This is a genomic window from Plantactinospora sp. KLBMP9567 (assembly GCF_033446045.1).
Taxonomy (GTDB): domain Bacteria; phylum Actinomycetota; class Actinomycetes; order Mycobacteriales; family Micromonosporaceae; genus Plantactinospora.
On record NZ_JAWQRR010000010.1, the window covers coordinates 1 to 22,060 of the forward strand.

A 22,060-nucleotide genomic window follows, 5' to 3' on the forward strand; every position below is an offset into this window, starting at 1 on the left:
ACGCCGTGAGCGCGAGGAGTGAGCCGGTCTTGCGAGCCCCGCAGTCGCGAACGAACGGAAACGGAGTCCGGCGGCCGTGAAGATCCTGCACACCTCCGACTGGCACGTCGGCAAGGTCCTCAAGGGACAGTCCCGGATCGGCGAGCACCGGGACGCCCTCGCCCAGGTGGTCGAGGTCGCCCAGGCCGAGTCCCCCGACCTGGTGATCGTCGCCGGTGACCTCTACGACACCGCCGCGCCGACCCCGGAGGCGACCCGGCTGGTCACCCGGGCACTCTCCGCGCTGCACCGCACCGGCGCCCAGGTCGTGGCGATCGGCGGCAACCACGACAACGGGCCGGCCCTGGACGCGCTGCGCCCGTGGGCCGAGGCCGCCGGGGTGGCGCTGCGAGGCAGCGTCCGGGACAACCCGGCCGAGCACATCATCGACGGCAGCACCGCCGACGGCGAGGCCTGGCGGCTGGTCGCGCTGCCGTTCCTCTCCCAGCGGTACGCGGTCCGCGCCGTCGAGATGTACGAGCTGACCGCCGCCGAGGCGGTCCAGACGTACGCGGACCACGTCGGGCGGGTGCTCGGGCGGTTGACCGAGAGCTTCGACTCCCCCGACCGGGTGCACCTGGTCACCGGGCACCTGACAGTGGTGGGCGCCCGGACCGGCGGCGGTGAGCGGGAGGCACACACCGTACTCAACTACGCCGTACCGGCCTCGGTCTTTCCGGGTGGGGCGCACTACGTGGCGCTGGGGCACCTGCACCGGGCGCAGCAGGTGCTCGGGCCGTGCCACATCCGCTACAGCGGCAGCCCGCTCGCGGTCGACTTCGGGGAGGAGGAGAACCGCCCCTCGGTCAGCATCGTCGAGGTGGGTACCCGGACGGCCGCCCGGGTCCGGGAGGTGCCGATCACGGCGGCGGCGCCGCTGCGCACCGTACGCGGCACCCTGGCCGAACTCGCGAAGGTCGACGACCGCACGGCCTGGCTGCGGGTCTACGTCCGGGAGGCGCCCCGGGCCGGGCTGCGCGAGGAGGTACAGGATCTGCTGCCCCGGGCCCTGGAGGTGCGGATCGACCCGGAGATGTTGCCGGCCGCCGGTGCGGGCCGGGCCGCGCAGCGGGCCGGGCGCTCCCCCCGGGAGCTGTTCGGCCACTACCTGACCAGCCGGGGCCAGGCCGACGACGGAGTACGCGAACTGTTCGACGAACTCTACGAGGAGGCGACCAAATAGTGCGCCCGCTCCGGCTCGACCTGGCCGGCTTCACCGCCTTCCGGGACGCCACCACCGTCGACTTCACCGACGCGGACTTCTTCGCCCTGGTCGGGCCGACCGGTTCGGGCAAGTCCAGCGTGCTCGACGCGATCTGCTTCGCGCTCTACGGCACGGTGCCGCGCTGGGGCGGCGCCCGGGGCATCGCCAACGCGCTGGCGCCGTCGGCGAACGAGGCCCGGGTCCGGCTGGTCTTCGAGTCCGCCGGCGCACGCTACGTCGCGACCCGGGTGGTCCGGCGGGACAGCCGGGGCAACGTCAAGACCGGCAACGCCGGACTGCAACTGATGCCGCCCGGCTTCGACGTGACGAAGCTGGACACCGGGCTGAGCCCGGAGGACCTCGGTGAGGTGGTCGCCGGCACCCCGGCCGAGATGGACGACGCGGTGCTGGAGGCGGTCGGGCTGCCGTACGAGCAGTTCACCAGCTGCGTGTTGCTGCCGCAGGGGCAGTTCGCCGACTTCCTGCACGCCAGGCCGGCGACCCGGCAGCAGATCCTGGTCAACCTGCTCGGCCTCGGGGTCTACGAGGAGGTGCAGAAGCGGGCGACCGCCCGGGCCGCCAGGGCCGACGCCGCGCTGGAGGCCGTCGACCGGGTACTCGACGGGCTCACCGGGATCGACGACGAGGCGCTGGCGACCGCCGCCGCCCGGGTCGACGCGATGCGCGAGCTGGCCGACGGCGTCGACGCCGCCGTACCCGAGCTGCGGGCCGCTCGTACCGCCGCGACCGAGGCGGAACGCGCCCTGGCCGCGCTCGACGCCGAACTCGCCGAGCTGGCCCGGGTCCGGCCGCCCCGGGACCTGGCGGTGGTCGCCGAGGCCGTCGAGACCGCCCGGGAAGCGGCGACCGAGGCGTCGGTGGCGGTGACCGTGGCCGAGGAACGCGAGGAGAAGCTCCGGGGCGAGCTGGCCGGCGCCGGCGACCCGGCGGCGCTGGGGCTGCTGCAACAGGCGCACACCGAACGCAGGCAGGTGGCCGGCGAGGCGGCGACGCTGGCCGGCGCGCTGGACTCGGCCGGTGCCGACCACGACGCGGCGGTGGCCGCGCTGGAGGCGGCCCGCGCCGTTGCGGAGCGGGCCGGTGCGGAACTGGAGGCGGCCCGCACCGCCTACCAGGAGGCGCAGACCGCCGACCGGGCGGCGGCACTCCGGGCCCACCTGCACGCCGGGGCGCCCTGCCCGGTCTGCACCCAGCCGGTGACCGAGGTACCACCGCTGCCGGCGGGCTCGGCGGTGGCCGCCGCGAAGCAGGCCGGCGAGGCCGCCCGGGCCGCCGCCGACACCGCCAACCGGCTGGTCGCCGAGCGGGACCGGGCCGCCCGGGACCTGGAACGCACCCTCGACCAGGCCCGGGCCCGGCACGAGCAGCTCACCGCCCGGCTGGCCGACCTGGACGCCCGACTGGCCGACTCACCCGGCCCGGCCGCGCTGCGCGAGCGGCTCGAACTGCTCGCCGGGCTCCGCCGCGACCTGGAGGCGGCCGGCGGGGCGGTACGGGCGGCCCGGGAGGCCGCCCGGCGGGCCCGGGCCGGTGTGGAAGCGGCCGAGGAGCGGCTGCGCGGCGCCTGGCACGCCTTCGACACCGTCCGGGACGGGGTGGCCCGGCTCGGCCCGCTGGCCGCCGACCGGGCCGACGTGACCGCCGCCTGGGCCGGGCTCGCCGGCTGGGCGGCCCGGGCCACCGAGGAGCGGCACGCGCGGCGGGCCGGCGCCGCCTCGGCGGTGACCGAGGCGCACCGCGGCGTCGAGGCGGTGGCCGAACGGATCGCCGCGCTCTTCACCGCCGTCGGGCTGGACCGGCCGGCCGCCGACGCCGACCCGGTCCGGCTGGCGGTGGTCGCCGTCGAGCGGGCCGAGGCCGAGCAGCGCCGGCTGGTCGAGCGCCGGGAGCAGGCCCGGGAGCTGACCGAACAGCGGGCCGGGCACGAGCGGGAGTCCCGGATCGCCAAGGCGCTCGCCGGGCACCTGCGGGCCAACAACTTCGAGCGCTGGCTGCTGGCCGAGGCGCTGGACATGCTGGTCGACGGCGCCTCCCGGATCCTGCGCGAACTCACCGACGGGCAGTACGACCTCGCGCACGACAAGGGCGAGTTCTTCGTGCTCGACCACCACGACGCCGGGCTGCGCCGGGCGGTCCGGACGCTGTCGGGCGGCGAGACCTTCCAGGCCTCGCTGGCGCTGGCACTGGCGCTCTCCGAACAGCTCGCCGGGCTGTCGACCACCACCGCCAGCCTGGAGTCGATCGTGCTCGACGAGGGCTTCGGCACGCTGGACGCGGCCACCCTGGACACCGTCGCCGCCACCCTGGAAAATCTCGCCGCCCGGGGCGACCGGATGGTCGGGGTGGTCACCCACGTACCGGCGCTGGCCGAACGGATTCCGGTCCGCTTCGAGGTACGCAAGGACGCCCGCAGCTCCCGGGTGGAACGGACCGGCCGGTGAGCGCCCGGCTCTTCGTCGACACCTGGGATCCGGCCTACGGCGCCTCGTTCGAGGCGGCCGGTGGACCGGCGGCACCGAGCAGTGCCCAGGTCCAGACCGACATCGAGCTGCCCGCCGACGAGTGGCGCCCGCTCACCGCGCCGGACTCGGTCGAGCCGCCGGACGTGGTACTGCTGGTCGACGGGGTGCGGCGGATCGACGCCAGCGTCTGGACCGAGGAGCCGGACGGCAGCTCGTTTCCCGGCCTGGCCGCCTCGTACGCCGCCGGGGTGGTCCGGTGCGACCTGCGCCGGGGTGCCGCCGAGCTGGCCGGTGCCGAGGTGGAGCGGGGACTCTTCACCGCCAGCCCGTCCGCGCAGGACGTGGTCGCCGGGCAGATCCGGTACGCCGTACACCGGCTCAGCGGGACCGGTGAGCTGGGCAAGCTGCCGGCGGCGGTCCAGGGGCCGCTGACCGCGCTGGAGGTGAAGGTCTCCGGCGCGGTCCGGGACGACGGCGACCTGCTGGTGGTCGACGGCCCGCTGCGCAGCCGGCGGCAACTGCCGCGCACCCTCGGCTACATCAAGACCCAGCACAGCCAATACCTGGACGCCCGGCACACCGCGCTGGTCACCGGGCTGGCGGCTCGGGAACGCTCCCCGGTCTTCCGGCTCGGTACGGCCTGGGGCGGCTACTCCTGGTACCTGCGGTTACCCGGCTCCGGGCGTGGCCCGTGGGCCGGGATCGTCCGGGTGGAGTGTTCCGCCGAACTGGCCGAGCAGCAGGCGATCGAGCTGGCGAACCTCTCCCTTGTCACGCTGCCGAAGTTCGCCTCCACGCCCTACAAGGACCCCCGGGCCCCGCAGAACCTGATCCCGATCGCCGGTCTGGAACGCCGGCTGCGGGCCCGGCTCGGCGACGGCCGGCTGCTGCACCGTGCCCTGACCCTGGCCACCGTCCGGGCCGCCCCGCCGGCATACACCCGCTGACGGGGGCGGTGTGCGGAAGGGCTCCTTCCGCCGACCCCCACCCCGACCGGCGAGTCCGGCGGCCATACTTCAGCGGTGGGACGGAAACGGCGGGCCGACGCGTTCGCGGTGAAGGTGGCGGGCGGCCTGGCGGAGCTGCGCCCGGATCCGGACCGGCCGGGCTCGTACACCCTGCTGGTCGACGGGGCGCCGCAGTCGCACGTCGACCTCGCCGACCCGACCCACCTGGAATTCGAGTACGTCCGCCGGATCGCCATCGTGCTCGACCTCGTCGCGCCGGCCGGCGAGCCGCTCCGGGTACTGCACCTGGGCGGCGGGGCGATGACGGTGCCCCGCTACCTCGCGGCCACCCGGCCCGGCTCGACGCAGCGGGTCGTCGAGATCGACGCGGCCCTGGTCGACCTGGTCCGCGAGAAACTGCCCTGGCCGGCCGACCCCCGGCTGCGGGTCCGGGTCGGCGACGCCCGGGAGGTGCTCGGCACGATCCGGGACGGCGACTACGACGTGGTGGTGGCCGACGTCTTCGCCGGTGCCCGCACCCCGGCGCATCTCTCCTCAGTGGAGTTCGCGGCCGAGGCGGCCCGGGTACTTCGCCCCGGCGGCGTGCACCTGGTCAACGTCGCGGACGGCCCGCCGCTGCGGTACGCCCGCGCCCAGGTCGCCACCGTCCGGGCCGTACTCCCCGAGGTCTGCCTGATCGCCGACTCGGCGGTGCTGCGCGGCCGCCGGTACGGCAACCTGGTGCTGGCCGGCAGCCGGGCCGAACTGCCGGTGCCGGAGCTGGTCCGGCGCACCGCCGGAGACTGGTTCCCTGGCCGGGTGCTGGCCGGCGCCGACCTGGACCGCTTCACCGACGGTGCCCGGGCGGTCACCGACACCGCAGCCCGGCCCTCCGCACCGCCCCCACCGGGCAGCTTCAACATCGCCATCTAGTTGGACACATCGGATGAACGGTCGCCCGGAGCACAGATCCCGGCACAACTTCTCCGAGCTGCGTTGATCCGGCCCGGGCCGGAATCCGTACTTCTCGGCGGCGGGATCGACCGGGCCCCAGGCGGGGGGCCGGCTCACGCGCCTTCGACGCGGAGGTATGGGTGGGATGCAGGCGGTAGCCGGCGGATGGTATGGCGACACGGTCATGCCGGGGCGAATGTGCGCCACCTCGCAACGCCGGGCAATTCGGTACCGGAAAAGTCTCGACGCGCGGCCAACCGGACGGAATGATGGGCCGGTGACATCGCGACCGGCTGCCGGCCGCCACAATTCGACCCCCGCCGAGACGCGGCACTCCGACGAGCTCGTTCGCGTGCTCTACGAGGAACATGCCAAACCTCTGCTGATGTTCGTCCTGCGGCTGACCGGCGGTGACCGCCAGCGCGCCGAGGACGTCGTGCAGGAGACGCTGTTGCGCGCCTGGCGCAACGCACATCGGCTCGGCACCCACGGCCAGTCGTCGCTGCGGCCCTGGCTGGTCACCGTCGCCCGGCGGATCGTGATCGACGACCACCGTAGCGAGCAGGCCCGCCCCGCCGAGACGTACGACCGCGATCTCGAGGCGTTCTCCGAGTCGGACGACACGGACCGGGTGCTGCGAATGATGACCATCACGGACGCACTGCGCACGCTGAGCCAGCCGCACCGGGAGGTGCTGGTGGCGACGTACTTCCGGGGGCGCACCGTACCCGAGGCGGCCGAGGAGTTGGGGCTGCCGCTCGGCACCGCGAAGTCCCGGGTCTACTACGCGCTCCGGGCACTCCGCGCGGCCCTGGTGGAGCGGGGGGTGACCGAGTGAGCGCCGAGATCCACTGGGACGTCGCGTCGTACGCGCTCGGCGTCCTGGACGAGCGGGACACCCTCCGCTTCGAGGAGCACCTGGCGAGCTGCCCGCAGTGCGGGCTGGAGCTGGAGTCGCTGCTGCCGGTGGTGGACCTGCTGGGCGAGGTCGACGGCCACGAGCTGATGGTGGCCGAGCGCGCCGAGACCGACGGCCAGCTCTTCGAGCGGGTCGTGGCGGCGGTCGGTGCGGACCGGCGGCGGGCCCGCAGCCGCCGGCTCTACAGCCTCGCGGCCGGAGTGGTCCTGGTGGCGATGCTGACCGGCCTGGCGCTGTTCACCGGGACCCGGATCGCCGATCCCGGGACGACCGCGCAGCCGCCCGGCCCCGGCACGGTCACCACCAGCCCGGGAGCCACCGGCCGGCCCGCGCCGACCGGCGAGCGGTTCACCGCCACCGACCGGGACAGCGGGGCGCGCATGGAGGTGGTCCTGGGCTCGACGCCCTGGGGCACTCGCATCTCGTACGCACTGAGCGGCGTTTCCGGCCCGAAGGAGTGCCGGCTGGTGCTGATCCACAAGAACGGGGAGACCGAGGCCCTCTCCAGTTGGAAGGTGCCGCCCGGCGGCTACGGCACGGCGGCCCAACCCAACCCGCTGATGCTGGAGACCGCCACGTCCACCGGCTCGGACGACATCGGTCAACTCCAGGTGCAGGTGATCGACGACGACGGCTCGGTGGACCCCCTGGTCACCGTACGGGCCTGACCGAGCCGTACGGGCCTGACCGAGCCGTACGGGCCTGACCGAGCCGTACGGGCCTGACCGAGCCGGGCGGGCCGCTGACACCGTAGGCGCGCGCCCGGAGTCCCCGCCCCGATCCGGAGGCGCCGGACACGCATGGTCCCGGCGTCACCACGCCTCGGATAATTGCGCGCCCGAATAGGGTCACGGACCCAGCACGGGTTTGCCGAGCGGCCGGAAAGCACGTGGCCGGGACGGCTCTTGATTTGTACGTACCGCACCGGGCAAGAGTTCAACGTATCGCTGTGAAATTGTCCACTGCAAATAGCTCATCCGGGCGGCCGAGACGGCCGTACTTTCCGGCAACCTGTCCAGCAGAGGAGGGGACGTGGCACCGACGAAGCGCACCGGCGTCGTTCTGGCCGGCGCGGCGCTGGCCGCGTTGACGGCCTGCGCACCAGCGGGAACCACCCCGGAGAACAACACCGTCGGCAACGCGAAGCCGGCGGCGAACGCGGCCGCCGAGCCGACCGCAGAACCCACCGCCGAGCCGACCCCGCAGCCGGTCGAGGTGGCCGATGTGGACGTCACCGCCGGCCTGGTCGGCAAGCGGGTGCCCCGGATGGGGCAGGTGGTGACCGACGACAAGGGCTGGGTGCTCTACCGCTTCGACCGGGACTCGGCGAAGCCGCCGACGACGACCTGTGCCGGCGAGTGCGCCCGGGTGTGGCCGCCCGCGCTCACCAACAGCAAGCCGAGCCTCAAGGGCGTCGCCGCCGACAAGGTCGGCACGGTCACCCGGCCCGACGGCACCAGGCAGATCACCATCGGCGGCTGGCCGGTGTACCGCTACATCGGTGACAAGTCGCCCGGACAGTGGAAGGGCCAGGGTGTGGGCGGTACCTGGTTCGTGGTGACCCCGACCGGCACCAAGAACCTGAGCTGCCTGCCGACCGGTACGCCGAAGCCGGTCGCCCCGCCGCCAGCCGACGCCGAGGAAGGGGAACAGGAACAGGGCCCGCTGAGCTACTGACCTTCCACCACACGGTGCTGCCCCACAGACCCGGCGGCCGGCCGTTGCCAGGGTAGGCGCGGTCGGTCGCCGCCGTGATCCCGGACGCGGCGCGCGGCAACGGTCGCCGTCCGGCTGTGACGCCGGCCCTGCTCCGGGGTCGGCGTCGCGGCCTGTCCGGCCCGACCGGCCACTGCGGACGCTGCGGAGCATGAGCGACACCCTCCGGCGACCGACCCGACGGCCTCGCCGATGGTTCGCCCCCCGAAACATAATTTCCTTTTAAGTGGACCTCAAGAGATCCCTATCTTCTCTACCACGGTTTGACTCTCAGCCAACGCATTCCGTACGGTTTTTTTCGCACCGTTACCGGCTGAATATTCGGAAAGGCGGGAAGATGGAGACGATATACGGGTTGCCCCGCGGCGACCACGATCGTCCGTCGCTTCGCCGATCTCCGTGGCCAGCGCCGTGCCCGGTGACCCCCGCCGGGTCGACAGCGCGCCGATCGCCGGACTTCCGGGCCCGCGCAGTCGACGGCCCGCCCAGCATCCCGCCCCGCCCGACGACCTCCTGGCCGTCGGCACCACCAGCCTGGTCCCGCTGAATTCCGACCTTGCTGACCGAACCCTCTAAGGAAGAGGTGGCACCACGTGAAGAACACCCCCGTCCGCTCCTCACGGCGGCGCTCGAACCGACCACCACGCAACAAGCGCCTGATCGCCGTACTGGCCACGCTGGGCGTGTTCGGCGCGATCATCACGGTGACCCAGGTCTCGAACGCCGGCACGTGGGGCCGGGGTCGGCCGCCGGCCGCCAAGCCCTGCCCGACCGCTCCGGCCCCGGCGACCTCCGCGCCGTCGACGAGCGCCCCGGGCACGGCTAACCCGTCCTCCTCGGCGGCCGCGACGGGCCCGGGCACGGCGGCGAAGCCGCAGACCCGGTCGTACCACGACCACGGTGCCATCCAACACCCCGGTGACGGGCAGGAGCCGGGCACCCTGGCCCAGCGCGGCCGCCCCGGCAGCGGCGGCACCAACTGCACCCCCAGCCCGGGTACCAGCGGCACCCCAGCCCCGGGCAACCCGGCCGCGCTCGAGCCGCTCGGCGCGGACTGCTCGGACAGCGACCTCACGGCGCACGACGGCTTCCAGAACGGCCCCCGCTGCGTCGGCACCGCGTTCGGTGAGGTCGGCGCCCCGGAGCAGAACCCGAGCCTGCTGATCACCCGGGCGCCGAACTCGGTCCGGGTCAACCAGCAGTTCACGCTCCAGGTCAGCACCCGCAACCTGGTCCGGGACCGGTTCCTGCCGGCCGGGCAGGGCGGCTACTACAAGGAGAGCTCCTTCCTCACCGAGGAGGGCCTGGTCCGCGGCCACTTCCACTCCGCCTGCCGGATGCTGAGCAGCAGCCGTACCGCACCGGACCCGGCGCCGGTCCCGGCGTTCTTCGTGGCGACCGAGGACGGCCGGGGCGGTGCCCAGCCGGACAGCGTCACGGTGACCGTGCCGGGGCTGACCCAGCGGGGTACCGCGCAGTGCGCGGTGTGGGCCGGCGACGGCTCGCACCGGATCCCGATGATGACCCGCGCCAACCAGGTGCCGGCCTTCGACGTAGTGCGGATCACCGTCCGGTGATCCCGGCCGGCTCCGGCCGGCAGGCGGCCGCAGCGGTGTAAACGCTCCCGCCACAACCCGCACCATCCGGCGGTGACTGGTCCCCAACCCCCGCCGCCCACCAGGTGAGTCCGGCTGGAGAGCCCGAGAGGAGGAGACCGGATCGGACCGCACCTGACACCGCTACAGGCCGGACGGCACCGGAACGCGCACGGGCGTTCCGGTGCCGTTCTCCGTATCCGGGCTCGGGCCTGCCCAGCCCGGCGCCCGGACAACCGTTCCGGGCTCTGCGGTCCCCCGCGCATGAGTGGCAGAGTGTCCGGTTGACTTACTCCCCGCCCTAAAGCTGAGGGACGGGGATTCCCTGGGTCGCCCCAGAGGTTTCCTGTTTCCCAGCCGACCGCAGAAGGGAGGACCCTTGCTGTCTCACATCAGCTCCGCAGGCATCGCCGAGATCGCTCTCGGCTACGACTCGACCAGCCGCAATGATGTTCTTGGCGGCGTTGATGTCCCGGTCGTGCCGGGTGCCGCAGTCGGGACACGCCCAGTGGCGCGTCCCGAGGGAGAGCGTGGTGGGCAGGTGCCCGCACACCGAGCAGGTCTTCGAGCTGGGGTGCCAGCGGTCGACGACGACCATGGTGCGACCCGCCCGCTGCGCCTTGTATTCGAGCTGGCAGCGGAACTCGCCCCAGCCGCAATCGGAGATCGCCTTCGCGAGGGACCGGTTGCGGACCATGTTCTTCACGGCGAGGTCTTCGACGGCGATCAGGTCTGCGGAGCGGACCAGCCAGGTGCTGGTCTTGTGCAGGAAGTCGGCGCGGGCGTTACGAACCTTGCGGTGGGCGGCGGCGACTTTCGCTCTGGCCTTGCGCCGGTTCGCCGACCCGCGTTGACAGCGGGCCATGCGCCGCTGGTAACGGGCCAGGTTCCGCGCCTTGCGCTCCAGGTGTCGAGGGTTGGCGATCCGCTCGCCGGTCGACAGGACGGCAAGTCCTTCACGCCCAGGTCGACGCCGATCTCGGCACCGGCTGGACCCACCGGGGCGGGCTGGTCGACGTCGACGGCAAGGGTGGCGTACCAGCGCCCGTCGGTGTCGCGGGAGATCACGACCATCGTCGGGTTCAGGGTGGCCAGGTCGATGTTCGGCCACGACCACACCAGGGCGAGCGGCCCGTCGGTCTTCGCGATGTGCAACGCGCCGGCCCTGATCCGAAACGCGGACCGGGTGTAGTGCACCGGCTGGCGGCCGTGCCGGGACTTGAAGCGGGGGTAGCGGGCGCGGCCGGCGAAGAAGTTAACGTAGGCGGTGTGCTGGTGGCGCAGCGTTTGCTGCAACGGCACGGAGGACACCTCGGACAGGAAGGCGAGTTCGGTCGTCTGTTTCCAGCCGGTCAACGCGGCGTCGGTCTGTCGGTACGAGGTGCGCTCGCCGCGCTGGTGGTAGGCGACGTGCCGGGTGGCGAGGGTGCGGTTCCAGACCAGGCGTACGCAGCCGAAGGTGCGGTTGAACACCGCCGCCTGTTCGGGGGTCGGGTAGACCCGACACTTGTACGCCGTACGCATGTTCGAATGCTTACACGAGGAGAGGCTTGAGTAACGCGACACGCCGCAGGCCAGCGGGCTTCGCCCTCGGACCGTCCCGGCTCCGCCGGGCCACTCCTGGCGGAGTCCGGATTTCTCCCCGCCTTGCAGGACGGGGCATCCTCCGGAGGATCCGGTGACCGAAACCGGGCCGACCGCGAGCCGGCTGCTGCGCCCGCCGGAGCGCTATCACCTCGACGGCTCGGTCCGGTCGCTGGCGATGGGGGCACACGACCCCTGCGCCCGGTTCGTCGACGGCACGTTCTGGTGGGCCACCCGCACTCCGGACGGGCCGGGGACGCTGGCACTGCGCCGGGTCGGGGGCGACCTGCTCGCCGACGGCTACGGGCCGGGCGGCGGCTGGGTGGTGGACCGGGCCGACGCGGTGGCCGGACTGCGCGACGAACTGACCGGCTTCGACCGGCTCGCCGCCGGTCACCCGCTGGTGGCCCGGCTGGCCAGCACCCACCGAGGGCTCCGGCTACCGGCCACCGGGCAGATCTTCCCGCGGCTGCTCCGGGCGATCCTGGAGCAGAAGGTCACCGGAAAGGAGGCGTTCCGGGCGTACTCGGCGACCGTGCGCCGGTTCGGCGTACCCGCCCCCGGCCCGCTGCCCCGGCTCTGGGCCCCGCCCGAGCCGTCGGTGATCGCCGGCCAGCCGTACTGGGTGTTCCACCCGTTCGGGGTGGAGCAGCGGCGGGCGGAGACGCTGCGGCGGGCGGCTGCCGAGGCGGACCGGCTGGAGCGCTGCACCGACCCGGTCGAGGCGACCCGCCGGCTCACCGCCATCGCCGGGATCGGCCCGTGGACCGCCGCCGAGGTGGTCCGGATCGCCTTCGGAGACCCGGACGCGGTGAGCGTCGGCGACTACCACATCCCGAACACGGTCGCCTGGGCCCTGGCCGGCGAGGTACGCGGCGACGACGCCCGGATGCTGGCCCTACTGGAGCCGTTCCGGGGCCACCGTGGCCGGGTCTGCGTGCTGCTGGAGGCCGGCGGTCACCACGCGCCCCGGTTCGGCCCGCGGATGCCGCTCCGCTCCTTCGCCCGGTTCTGACCCACCGACGGTCCTGGCGTCCGCACCGCCGACGGTCCTCGCTGGTCCGCACCGCCGACGGTCCTGGGGTCGGTCCGCACCGTCGACGGTCCTCGCTGGTCCGCACCGCCGATGCTTCCCGGGGGCAGCCTCCGCCCCGCGTCGTCCGCCCTTCGCGGTCAGCCGGCGGCCAGCCGGCGTAGTACCGACGCGCAGCGCCAGGCGTATCCGCGCTGGAAGAGCGGCAGCAGCGGGCCGGCGGCCCGGGTCAGCGGGCTGGCCGGTCGGCTGAACGCGGTGACGGTGAACCAGGTTCCGCCGTCGTCGGCGCGCTCGACCAGGAACGCCTCCTCGCCCCGTACCGGGTGTCCGGGGAGGGTGCCGTAGCCGAAGCCGGCCCGCTGGTCGTCGCGTACCGTCCAGACCACCTCGCAGGGCGCGGCCAGCCGGAGCCGGCCCAGCCCGAGCCCGGCGGTGACCGTGCAGCCCGGCTCGGCCCGGGGCGCGCTGGCCTCGATCCGCACCCCCATGGCCCGGTGCATCCGCCAGCAGAGCACCGCCTCGCCGGCCACCTCGAACGCGCCCGGGGGCAGGGCGGCGCGGTAGCGCAGGTGCCGGTAGCCGGCCGGCAGCCGGCCTGTGCGGGTGGCGCCGACCTCCGGATAGGTCAGTCCGGGCATTGCCTGCCGCCTCCTCGCAGCGGTACCCGCCGGTGGGCCACGGGTACGGCGTCGGTTCCGTCGGGCAGCCTGATACTCCACCCGTACCTGCGTGCATTGGTATTTCCGCAGATGAACGGCATGATCGGTGCTGTGTCGGTGCCGATAAGCCAGCTGTTGGCGTCGATGTTATGCACCGGGCTGAATGTCCGTTTCGGACAGGACGCAGCCGGCGACCTCGGTTGCCGTCAGGTACCGTCAGTCAACAGGACGCAGCCGGCGACCTCGGTTGCCGTCGGGTACCGTCAGTCAACCAGACGTACCCACCCCGGGCCTCATCAGGGGTGAGGAACGCCTCCGGGCCCAACAGCACGCCGTACTCTCCCGTGAACAGGTCCGGGGTTGTCCCGACCAGCGACACCACCTCGCCCGCGTCACGGAACACGAGAAGATTGGGCGACGACAGGTAGCGATTGCCCTTCAGGCCACTCTCGCCGACCACGTTTTCGATCTCCGGCTTTGTTGCACCCTCGCTGAAGAGCGCGACCTCGTCCCACTCCACGCTCGTGAGGTCGCGGACCAGGACCGGCTCGCCGTTCTTCGCCACCCCGGCAATCGCCGTGTCTATCGCCTCCTCGAACTGAAGTGCCGGCAGGTCCTGCGATCCCGCCGAACCGCAGCCCGCAAGCAGCAGGACCGCCACGGCCATCGTCGACACGGTCCTCCGCTTGTCACCTGCGCCCATCGGTCCTCAGCTCTCGTCTTTCCACTCCGGGTCCTTCCTGGCAACTGGTTCGCCCTTTCCGGAACGCGCGGAGCGGCTCATTCGCTCGCGCTGGATCAGCGCGCTATATCACCAGGGTGTCGAACCGGCCTTCCCGACGGCGGACGTGCCCACGCCATCCCGCAAGCAGTGCGATGAAAGTCCAGCCGATGCCACCGAGGACCAGCGAGCCCAGGGTGCCGCTGGAGTCGACCCGATCGGCCTCCTCGAGCGCGACCACCCCGTCCGGGTCGGTGAGTACGGTTAGGGTGTCGCCGATGCGGTAGCCAGGGTTGCTGCCCTGATAGGTCAGTGGCTCGTCGAGCGGACCGTCGTCGCCCCGGAGCGTGAACGTGTGCCGCTTACCGGCGACCTCGGCGTCGACGATGGTTACCTCCTGGCGGACGCCGCGCTGCTCCAGCGCCAGGTCGGGGGCGAGTCCCACCGATCCCACGAGTACGAACAGGGCGGGAAGGAACGAGAGCAGGGACAGCCACATCGCCCGGTGTAGCAGACGTACGACGACCATGAAGACCAGGCAGAAGGCGAGTCCCGTCACGATCGAAACGACCCTCGACCCGACGGTGGCGTACGCGATGGCGGTGTTCAGCCCGATGGAAGCCAGGCCGAACAGCACCACCAGCGCCGTCCTTCTGGCCGACTTGCCCGCCGTCCAGGCTCCCGCCCACGGGGCGGAACCGGTCGGTGGCGCCCCGGCCGGGCCGAATCGCTGCGAACCGAACGCGGCGGGAGTCTTTCCGGTGAATCGCTGCTCGGCTGGCCGTCCGTGGGCGGACTGGATCCGGCCCGGTGATGCGGGATCGGGATGCACGGCCAAGATCGTAACAAGGGCCACCAACCCACCCTGAACGTGCGGAGGCGCGTCGTTGAGTCTTCGGGTCGCCGCCGCCAGCAGGTGACTTCAACGAGCGGAGAAGCGGCGGGAGCACGGCCGCCGGGGCGCCCGGGTCTATTTCGATCCCGACGACGCGCACCGGGTGTGGTCCGCCTTCGACTGGGACGCGGAGGACTACGACGAGTTCCTCGCGGACGTCTGCGTGTCGGTGCCCGCTCACCAACGAGGGAGGCGGTGCCTTGAGCGGCCCCGCAAGGCCCGCCCGACAGAGGTGGTACGTCCCTGCCGCCCGTGCCCGGGTGGTTAGCCCAAGCATCGGGGCCCTGCCGGACGTGGTGCCGGGAACAGTCGCGATCAGCCGGCCACCGAGAGCAGCGCCTCGGCGACCGTGGTACGGCTGTTCAGCACGGTCCGGCCGGTCCGCTACGTGGCCACCAGCCCGGCGGCCCGGAGCACGGCGAGGTGCTGCGACACGCCCCCGGCCGAGAGCCCGGTACGCCGGGCCAGTTCGGTGGTGGAGACCGGTGACCGCATCTCGGCGAGTACCCGGGCCCGGCCCCGGCCGAGCACCGCGGCCAGGCTGTCGGACGCCTGTCGGGGTGTTTCCCAGAGTGTGGCGATGCCCCGGGCCGGGTACGCGAGCTGCGGCGCCGGGCCGGCCGCGACGCTGAGCACCGACGGCCAGACGAAGACCGACGGGATCAGCACCAGTCCGTCCCCGTCCGGCACGTCGGCGGCGGTGCAGTGCTGCTGGGCGATCGCCAGTGTCTCCCCCTCCCACCGGACCTGCCGGTGCAGGTCGTTGAGGAGTCCGGCGGCGCCGTCGGCGGCCAGCCGTCGGGCCCGGTGATGCACCTCGGCGTCGAGCAGCAGCCGGATCCGGGCCCAGTCCGGGGCGAGCGCGATCCGCCAGTACCGGACGATCTCGTCGGCGAGCCGGCGCAGCCCGTCGGCCGGGTCGGCGTGCAGGTGCCGCACCGCCGGGGCGCCCCGGCCGGCGTAGCCGTCGAGGTCCGCCCGGACCGCCTCGACCGGGGTGGCCCGGAGCGTCGCGAGTTCGGTGTCCAGGTCCGGGTTCAGCCCCTGCGGTGCCGGGGTGAGGAAGTCGGGCAGATAGTGCGGCCCGGCCGGGATCAACTGCCAGAGCAGCCCGCCCCCGGCCGCCCCGGCACTGTCGACCGGGCCGGGGGAAGCACCGCCGGCGGGGATGAGGCCGGCGTCGACCAGCCGGGGGCGTACCCGGGTCACCCACGGCAGGTGCACGGCGTGGTCGCCGGCGTCGCGCAGAACCCGGACGCTGGTCGCGACCTCCCAGAGGCAGGAGACCGCGAACCGGATCCGGGCGACGGCACCGCCCGGCAGACCGATGGAAACCACGCCGACCCTTCGTTCCAGGCAGGCCCTTCGTCGCCAGGCCCGTCACGTTACTCGACAGGCCCGTCGTTTTAGCCAGAGCTGAAAGAATACGGCGCCCGGCGCGGGCGGCGGAGACTACCGGGCATGAGTGATCAACGCAGCCGCGCCGAGCTGTTCCGTTCCCTGCACATCCCGTCCGACCCGATCGTCCTGGTCAACGCGTGGGACGCGGCGAGTGCCCGGATAGTGGAGGCCGCCGGCGCCCGAGCCGTCGCGACCACCAGTGCCGGGGTGGCGTGGAGCCTGGGCGCCCCGGACGGTGACGTCCTCGGCCGGGAACTGGCCACCGAACTCGTCGGACGGGTCGCCGGCGCGGTCTCGGTGCCGGTCACCGCCGACATCGAGTCCGGTTTCGGGACCACCCCCGAGCGGGTCGCCGAGACCGTCCGCGCGGTGCTGGCCGCCGGTGCGGTCGGGGTCAACCTGGAGGACGCGGCGCCGGGCGGCGGCCCGGGGTTGCGCGAGGCCGCCGACCAGTCCGGCCGGCTGGCCGCCGCCCGGGCCGTCGCGGACGGGGTCGGGGTGCCGCTGTACGTCAACGCCCGGGTCGACACCTTCCTGCGCGGTGCCGGCGGGCTGCCGGAGACTCTCGACCGGGCAGCCGCCTACCTGCGGGCCGGTGCCGACGGGATCTTCGTGCCCGGAGTGGTCGATCCGGCGACGGTGGCGGCACTGGTCGCCGGCATCCCGGCACCGGTCAACATCCTCGCCGGGCCCGGTGCGCCGACCGTGCCCGACCTCGCAAAGCTCGGGGTGGCCCGGATCAGCCTCGGCTCGGCGGTCGCCGAGGCCGCGTACGCGGTCGTCCGGCGGGCCGCCGAGGAGGCGTACGGGTCGGGCGGTTACGACGCCCTCGCCGGCGCCCTGGACTACGGGTCGGTCAACGAGCTGATGCGCCGCTGACTCCGGCGCGGACGCCTGCCGAGGCGCATCCGGCTGGCGATCGCCGGGTCCGGGGCGTTCCGGCGGTGGATCCGAGGCAAGTTTGGGGAACGATAGCGGAATGTCGAACACCGCAGAGGGCAGCAGCACCACCGAGGGCAGCTACGTCAACCGGGGTGGGGAGTTCACCCGGGACCAGCGCTACATCGCCACCCGGATCACCGCTGACGGGCGGGACGGCTATCCGGTGGAACCCGGCCGGTACCGGCTCGTGGTGAGCCGGGCCTGCCCGTGGGCCAACCGGGTGGTCATCGTCCGCCGGCTGCTCGGGCTGGAGGATGTGCTGTCGATGGGTATCGCCGGGCCGACCCACGACGCCCGGAGCTGGACCTTCGACCTCGACCCCGGCGGCCGGGACCCGGTGCTCGGCATCGAGCGGCTCCAGGAGGCGTTCTTCGCCCGGTTCCCGGGGTACGAGCGCGGGATCACCGTGCCGGCGATCGTGGACGTACCGACCGGGCAGGTGGTGACGAACGACTTCGCCCAGATCACCCTCGACCTGTCGACGCAGTGGCGGGCGTACCACCGGACCGGTGCGCCGGACCTCTATCCGGAGGCGCTGCGGGAGGAGATCGACGAGGTGAACGCGGTCGTCTTCGCCGACGTCAACAACGGGGTGTACCGGTGCGGTTTCGCCGGCAGCCAGCCGGCGTACGAGAAGGCGTACCGGCGGCTCTTCGACCGGCTGGACTGGCTGTCGGCCCGGCTGGAGGGGCAACGCTATCTGGTCGGGGACAGCATCACCGAGGCGGACATCCGGCTGTTCACCACGCTGGTCCGGTTCGACGCGGTCTACCACGGGCACTTCAAGTGCAACCGGCAGAAGCTGACCGAGCAACCGGTGCTGTGGGCGTACGCCCGGGATCTGTTCAGCACGCCCGGGTTCGGCGACACCATCGACTTCGACCACATCAAGCGGCACTACTACGAGGTGCACCGGGACATCAACCCGACCGGGATCGTGCCGCTCGGGCCGGACCTGCGCAACTGGCTGGACCCGCACGGCCGGGAGGCGCTCGGCGGCCGCCCGTTCGGGGACGGCACCCCGCCACCACCTCCGCGCGCCGACGAGACCGTACCGGCCGGGCACACCCCGCTGGCGGGCTGACCGGGCACGCAGGGCTGACCGGGCACGCAGGGCTGACCGGGCACGCAGGGCTGACCGGGCACGCAGGGCCGCTTCCCGTCCGACGGTGACGGGGAGCGGCCCTGCGTCATGTCGGCCACCACCCGTCGCGGTGCGGAGAGCGCAAACCGGCTCCGGCGACCTGGGCGAAATGAGAGGCTTGTCGGTGGTTGGCGGTCGATCGGTCGCTGACGGTCGGCACGGCGAGCGGGGGGCGGCGGCGTGGCGAGCAAGGAGAGCGTGCTGCACCTGGTCGGCCTGGGCCGGAGCTACCAGGAGATCGGCGCCGAGTTGGGCATCCCGGCCGGGCAGGCGTACCTGGTCGGCACCGGGATCCCGGCCGACGGCGGCGGCACGGTGACCCGGGCACAACGGCAGCGCCCCGGCGTCCTGCCGTCCCGCACCCAGGTCCTGGTGAATCCGCGCGAGATCAACCCGATGTCGTCGCGGCAGGTACACGACTGGATGCGGGATCGGGCCCGGGCCGACGGGCTGGGTCGACCGGACCGGTGACGAACCGGCCGCCGCCCGCGGGAAGTGCCGGCGGTGGCGGCCCTCGACGACAGGAGGCGCAGGTGCGCGGTCTACCGATCGGCTCGTGGCCGGTCTGGCGCCAGCTCACCGGTCCGGACCGGGCCGGCCGGGCGGCGTCGGTGAAGTCGCGGCACAGCGCCGACCTGCGCGCCCGTACCGCCGGCGCCGACCGGGTGGTCAAGTCGGTCTGCCCGTACTGCGCGGTCGGCTGTGCGCAGAACGTCTACGTCTCCGACGACCGGGTGGTGCAGATCGAGGGGGATCCCGACTCGCCGGTGAGCCGGGGGCGGCTCTGCCCGAAGGGCGCCGCCTCGCTGCAACTGACCACCGACTCGGGCCGACTGGACAAGGTGCGCTACCGGCCGCCGTACGCCACCGAGTGGCAGGACCTCGACCTCGACACCGCGATGGAGATGATCGCCGAGCGGGTGATCCGGACCCGGCGGGAGACCTGGCAGGAGGAGCACGAGGGCGTCAGGGTGGCCCGGACGATGGGCATCGCCAGCCTCGGCGGCGCCACCCTGGACAACGAGGAGAACTACCTGATCAAGAAGCTGCTCACCGCGCTCGGGGTGATCCAGGTGGAGAACCAGGCCCGGGTCTGCCACAGCTCCACGGTGATCGGCCTCGGTACGTCGTTCGGGCGCGGCGGTGCGACCACCTTCATGCAGGATCTCCAGCACGCCGACTGCATCGTGATCGAGGGCTCCAACTTCGCCGAGGCGCACCCGGTGGGCTTCCAGTGGGTGCTGGCGGCGAAGGCCCGGGGCGCCACGGTGATCCACGTCGACCCCCGGTTCACCCGGACCAGCGCACTGGCCGACCTGTACGTGCCGATCCGGGCCGGCACCGACGTCGCGTTCCTCGGCGGGATCATCAACCACGTCCTGACCGAGGAGAAGGACTTCCGGGAGTACGTGCTGGCGTACACGAACGCCTCGACCATCGTCGACGAGCGGTTCCGGGACACCGAGGACCTGGACGGGCTCTTCTCCGGCTTCGACCCGGACAGCCACACCTACCGCGAGGAGAGCTGGCAGTACGAGGGCGTGCAACTGGTCTCGGCGACCGGCGAGCGGGACAGCCAGTTCGAGGCGCGGGTGGCGGCCGGGCGCAGCCTCCAGGACGACCCGAGGCGGTCGGCGGAGCACGACGGGCACGGCGCCGGCCGGGCCGAGAAGTTCGGCTCCGGCAGCGCCGCCCTGGACGGCCAGCCCCGCCAGGACCCGACCCTGTCCGACCCGCGCTGCGTCTACCAGATCCTCAAGCGGCACTTCGCCCGCTACACCCCGGAGATGGTGGAACGGATCTGCGGCATCCCGCCGGAGGTCTTCACGCAGGTGTGCCGGCACCTGGTCGACAACTCCGGCCCCGAGCGGACCAGCGAGTTCGTCTACGCGGTCGGCTGGACCCAGCACAGCGACGGCTCCCAGTTCATCCGCTCGGCCAGCATTCTGCAACTGTTGCTCGGCAACATCGGCCGGCCCGGCGGCGGCATCCAGGCGCTGCGCGGGCACGCCAGCATCCAGGGCTCGACCGACGTGCCGACGCTGTTCAACCTGCTGCCCGGCTACATCCCGATGCCGCACGCGCACAAGACCCAGACCCTGGCCGACTTCATCATCGCCGACGCCGCCCGCAAGGGGTTCTGGGCGAACATGCGGGCCTACACGGTCAGCCTGCTGAAGGCGTGGTGGGGGGCGGCGGCCGGGCCGGAGAACGACTTCTGCTTCGGCTACCTGCCCCGGCTGACCGGCAGCCACTCGCACTACGACACGGTGCTGGAGCAGCTCGGCGGCACCTGCAAGGGCTACTTCCTGCTCGGCGAGAACCCGGCGGTCGGCTCGGCCAACTCCCGGATGCAGCGGCTCGGCATGGCCAAGCTGGACTGGCTGGTCGTCCGGGACCTCAGCATGATCGAGAGCGCCACCTGGTGGAAGGACGGGCCGGAGATCGCCTCCGGCGAACTCGTCACCGAACAGATCGGCACCGAGGTCTTCGTGCTGCCGGCGGCGGCGCACACCGAGAAGGACGGCAGCTTCACCAACACCAACCGGCTGCTCCAGTGGCACCACCAGGCGGTCGAGCCGGCCGGCGACCGGCGCAGCGACCTGTGGTTCATGTACCACCTGGGCCGGATCATCCGGCAGAAGCTGGCCGGCTCGACCGATCCGAAAGACCGGCCGATCCTCGATCTGACCTGGGACTACCCGACACTCGGCCGGACCGCGGAACCGGACGCCGAGGCGGTGCTCGCCGAGATCAACGGCTGGAACGCCGACGGACGGCCACTGTCGACGTACACCGAACTCACCGACGACGGGTCGACGGTCTGCGGCTGCTGGATCTACTGCGGGGTGTACTCCGACGGGCTCAACCAGGCCGCCCGGCGCAAGCCGGCCGAGGAGCAGAGCTGGGTCTCCCCCGAGTGGGCCTGGGCCTGGCCGGCGAACCGGCGGCTGCTCTACAACCGGGCCTCGGCCCGGCCGGACGGGCGGCCGTGGAGCGAGCGCAAGAAGTACGTCTGGTGGGACGCCGACGCCGGCCGGTGGACCGGCTACGACGTACCGGACTTCGAGCCGACCAAGGCGCCGGACTACGTGCCGCCGGAGGGCGCCCGGGGCGTCGCCGCGCTGCGCGGCACCGACCCGTTCATCATGCAGGCCGACGGGCTCGGCTGGCTCTTCGCGCCGACCGGGGTCTCCGACGGCCCGCTGCCCACCCACTACGAACCGCAGGACTCCCCTGTGGACAACCCGCTCTACGGCCAGCAGCGCAACCCGGCCCGGCTGCTCCGGCCGCACGAGCAGAACAGGTACCACCCGAACGGGTCGCAGCGCGGGGCGCAGACCTTCCCGTACGTGGTGACCACCTACCGGCTCACCGAGCACTTCACCGCGGGCGGGATGAGCCGGCACACCCCGTACCTGGCGGAGTTGCAGCCGGAGTTCTTCTGCGAGGTATCCCCCGAACTGGCCGCCGAACGCGGGCTGGTGCACTGTGGCTGGGCCACCATCGTCACCGCCCGCAACGCCATCGAGGCCCGGGTGCTGGTGACCGAGCGGGTCGCTCCGCTACGCGTCGACGGGCGGGTGGTGCACCAGATCGGCCTGCCGTTCCACTGGGGACCGAACGGCTACAGCCGGGGCGACGCGGCCAACGAACTCACCTCGATCTCGCTGGACCCGAACTCGCACATCCAGGAGAGCAAGGCGTTCTCCGCCGACATCCGCCCCGGGCGGCGGCCGCGCGGGCCGGAGCGGGTGGCGCTGGTCCGGGACTACCAGCGGCGGGCCGGGATCACCGTCGCGACCGGAACGGAGGTGTGA

At 72.9% G+C, this 22,060-nt stretch carries 17 protein-coding genes and 1 pseudogene; 13 read left to right on the plus strand and 5 right to left on the minus strand.

All coding sequences use genetic code 11. From position 1 onward, the window contains the following. Window positions 1–76: 76 nt before the first annotated feature. The 8 genes from R6Y94_RS07690 (at window position 77) to R6Y94_RS07725 (ending at window position 9,839) form a co-directional block, all read left to right on the plus strand. Window positions 77–1,222, plus strand: a complete 1,146-nt coding sequence (locus tag R6Y94_RS07690) for an exonuclease SbcCD subunit D (RefSeq protein ID WP_318395088.1) — start codon at window positions 77–79, stop codon at window positions 1,220–1,222. Continuing rightward, on the plus strand, window positions 1,222–3,705 hold the full coding sequence (locus R6Y94_RS07695) for an SMC family ATPase (RefSeq protein ID WP_318395089.1): 2,484 nt from the start codon (window positions 1,222–1,224) through the stop codon (window positions 3,703–3,705). Before R6Y94_RS07690 ends, R6Y94_RS07695 begins: the two co-directional genes overlap by 1 nt. Further along, window positions 3,702–4,673: a hypothetical protein gene (locus R6Y94_RS07700; protein WP_318395090.1), complete on the plus strand. Its 972-nt coding sequence runs from the start codon at window positions 3,702–3,704 to the stop codon at window positions 4,671–4,673. The genes R6Y94_RS07695 and R6Y94_RS07700 overlap by 4 nt, the downstream gene beginning before the upstream one ends. Before the next feature lie 75 nt (window positions 4,674–4,748). Then, complete coding sequence (locus R6Y94_RS07705; RefSeq protein ID WP_318395091.1) at window positions 4,749–5,606, plus strand: fused MFS/spermidine synthase; 858 nt, start codon at window positions 4,749–4,751, stop codon at window positions 5,604–5,606. Between the two features lie 166 nt (window positions 5,607–5,772). Next, on the plus strand, window positions 5,773–6,465 hold the full coding sequence (locus R6Y94_RS07710) for a sigma-70 family RNA polymerase sigma factor (RefSeq protein ID WP_318395092.1): 693 nt from the start codon (window positions 5,773–5,775) through the stop codon (window positions 6,463–6,465). After that, window positions 6,462–7,214: a zf-HC2 domain-containing protein gene (locus R6Y94_RS07715; RefSeq protein WP_318395093.1), complete on the plus strand. Its 753-nt coding sequence runs from the start codon at window positions 6,462–6,464 to the stop codon at window positions 7,212–7,214. Before R6Y94_RS07710 ends, R6Y94_RS07715 begins: the two co-directional genes overlap by 4 nt. A 364-nt stretch (window positions 7,215–7,578) precedes the next feature. Continuing rightward, window positions 7,579–8,223 carry a hypothetical protein gene (locus tag R6Y94_RS07720; protein WP_318395094.1) on the plus strand — a complete coding sequence of 215 codons (645 nt, stop codon included), beginning with the start codon at window positions 7,579–7,581 and terminating at the stop codon, window positions 8,221–8,223. Window positions 8,224–8,855: 632 nt separating this feature from the next. Continuing rightward, window positions 8,856–9,839 (plus strand): Pecanex-like protein 1, encoded by a 984-nt coding sequence (locus tag R6Y94_RS07725; protein WP_318395095.1) that lies wholly within the window; start codon window positions 8,856–8,858, stop codon window positions 9,837–9,839. 319 nt (window positions 9,840–10,158) lie between these two features. Here R6Y94_RS07725 and R6Y94_RS45065 read toward each other — a convergent pair. Continuing rightward, window positions 10,159–11,369, minus strand: a pseudogene (locus R6Y94_RS45065) (RNA-guided endonuclease InsQ/TnpB family protein); the annotation flags it as partial. 166 nt (window positions 11,370–11,535) lie between these two features. Between R6Y94_RS45065 and R6Y94_RS07740 the strand changes: the two are divergent. Beyond that, a complete protein-coding gene (locus R6Y94_RS07740) occupies window positions 11,536–12,456 on the plus strand; it encodes a DNA-3-methyladenine glycosylase 2 family protein (protein ID WP_318395096.1) in 921 nt (306 codons plus the stop codon). Window positions 12,457–12,614: 158 nt separating this feature from the next. Here R6Y94_RS07740 and R6Y94_RS07745 read toward each other — a convergent pair whose 3' ends face one another. From R6Y94_RS07745 to R6Y94_RS07760, 4 genes are all read right to left on the minus strand, one after another. Then, a complete protein-coding gene (locus R6Y94_RS07745; RefSeq protein ID WP_318395097.1) occupies window positions 12,615–13,115 on the minus strand; it encodes a DUF1990 domain-containing protein in 501 nt (166 codons plus the stop codon). Window positions 13,116–13,356: 241 nt separating this feature from the next. Continuing rightward, complete coding sequence (locus R6Y94_RS07750; RefSeq protein ID WP_318395098.1) at window positions 13,357–13,803, minus strand: hypothetical protein; 447 nt, start codon at window positions 13,801–13,803, stop codon at window positions 13,357–13,359. A gap of 139 nt (window positions 13,804–13,942) precedes the next feature. After that, window positions 13,943–14,497, minus strand: a complete 555-nt coding sequence (locus R6Y94_RS07755) for a hypothetical protein (RefSeq protein ID WP_318395099.1) — start codon at window positions 14,495–14,497, stop codon at window positions 13,943–13,945. 639 nt (window positions 14,498–15,136) lie between these two features. Beyond that, window positions 15,137–16,090 carry an ArsR/SmtB family transcription factor gene (locus tag R6Y94_RS07760; protein ID WP_318395100.1) on the minus strand — a complete coding sequence of 318 codons (954 nt, stop codon included), beginning with the start codon at window positions 16,088–16,090 and terminating at the stop codon, window positions 15,137–15,139. A gap of 123 nt (window positions 16,091–16,213) precedes the next feature. Between R6Y94_RS07760 and R6Y94_RS07765 the strand changes: the two genes are divergently transcribed. From R6Y94_RS07765 to fdh, 4 genes are all read left to right on the plus strand, one after another. Then, a complete protein-coding gene (locus R6Y94_RS07765; protein WP_318395101.1) occupies window positions 16,214–17,032 on the plus strand; it encodes an isocitrate lyase/phosphoenolpyruvate mutase family protein in 819 nt (272 codons plus the stop codon). 100 nt (window positions 17,033–17,132) lie between these two features. After that, on the plus strand, window positions 17,133–18,179 hold the full coding sequence (locus R6Y94_RS07770; protein WP_318395102.1) for a glutathione S-transferase family protein: 1,047 nt from the start codon (window positions 17,133–17,135) through the stop codon (window positions 18,177–18,179). 240 nt (window positions 18,180–18,419) lie between these two features. Continuing rightward, on the plus strand, window positions 18,420–18,710 hold the full coding sequence (locus R6Y94_RS07775; RefSeq protein WP_318395103.1) for a hypothetical protein: 291 nt from the start codon (window positions 18,420–18,422) through the stop codon (window positions 18,708–18,710). Between the two features lie 62 nt (window positions 18,711–18,772). Continuing rightward, window positions 18,773–22,060 (plus strand): formate dehydrogenase, encoded by a 3,288-nt coding sequence (fdh, locus tag R6Y94_RS07780; RefSeq protein ID WP_318395104.1) that lies wholly within the window; start codon window positions 18,773–18,775, stop codon window positions 22,058–22,060.